Source organism: Aeromonas sp. QDB18 (assembly GCF_027705325.1).
Taxonomy (GTDB): Bacteria; Pseudomonadota; Gammaproteobacteria; order Enterobacterales; family Aeromonadaceae; genus Aeromonas; species Aeromonas caviae.
This window is the reverse complement of sequence record NZ_JAPDBQ010000295.1, coordinates 1-1,170: the sequence shown is the minus strand read 5'-3', so window position 1 is coordinate 1,170 and position 1,170 is coordinate 1. Positions and strand designations below refer to the sequence as shown.

1 protein-coding gene is annotated in these 1,170 nt (G+C 57.4%); it reads left to right on the top strand.

The window, feature by feature from the left end:
• On the top strand, nucleotides 1-1,162 hold a 1,162-nt coding region (locus OKC30_RS20960), incomplete at its 5' end, for an IS66-like element ISUnCu16 family transposase (protein ID WP_270809817.1).
• Nucleotides 1,163-1,170: the final 8 nt, after the last annotated feature.

Here is a 1,170-nt window from a genome sequence, read left to right as displayed (position 1 = left end):
ACGGCTGACGGTAATACCCCATTACCCTGCCAGACAGTGCGCCTGCTGTGGGGGCAATGTGGTATTTCATGACAAACCCTACCGCGTCCATCAGGTCTTTGACCTGCCCGAGGTCAGCTACAGGGTGACCGAACATCAGCTCTTTAGCGGCACCTGTTGTCATTGCATCGAGACCAGCCCGGCTCCGTTGCCCGAGACGGTGAGCAGCAGCCAGATGGGGACCAACCTGCTGAGCTACATCGCCCTGCAAAGTGGTCTGTTTCACCAGAGCATTAGCCAGATACAACAACAGCTTAAACAGCACTTCGGCCTGAGCTTCAGTCGCGGCGCCATCAGCGAGGCGCAAGGGCGAGTCAGTGCCATGTTGACCCCGACGCACCAGGCCATCAAACAACAAGTGCAATCAGCCTCCTGTATCCATGCCGATGAAACACGGCATCAGCGTGGTGGTGAGCGGCGCTGGATGTGGCTGGCACTGAGCAAGGTGGCCGTCTGTTTCATGACGGCGTTTGGCCGGGGTCAGGATGCGGCCAAACGGCTGCTGGGCTCAGAATTGGATGGCGTGTTGGTGACAGACCAGTACGCAGGATACCGTTTCATCGACAGCAGCCAGCGTCAGCTGTGCTGGGCCCATGTACTGCGCAATGTGGCAGCGATTGCCGACAGCGGCGAAAAGGTCAATCAGCCCATTGGGGCCCGACTGGTGCTTCTCGCAAATAGCGTATTCAGGGTTCGACATGGCTATGAACAAGGCGTGTTGAGCCAGAAACAATATCAGCGAAGGCTTGAGCGATGTCGGCAAAGCTGGCGAAAAGAGCTGGGGCGAGGCAGTTTGCTGTGCAGCAAGCGCTACCGAGGTCGCTGTCGGCTACTGCTCAAGGATGATGAAATGCTGTGGCGTTTTCTGGAAAACGACGAGATAGCCTTGACCAATAATGAGGCGGAACGGGCGCTACGCGGGTATGTGCTGTGGCGCAAGGGGAGCTATGGCGTTTGGTCACATCGGGGAGAGCTGTTTCGGCAGCGCATCTTGTCTTTGATAGAGACAGCCAAGCGGTTAGGTCGCTGTCCGCAGGAATGGCTGAGGGCCGTGGTCAGTGCCTGCATAGAGAAAACAGACTACCCGCTCCCGGAAGAGTTGTTGTCAACATCCTCCCGGTGAACGGTTAC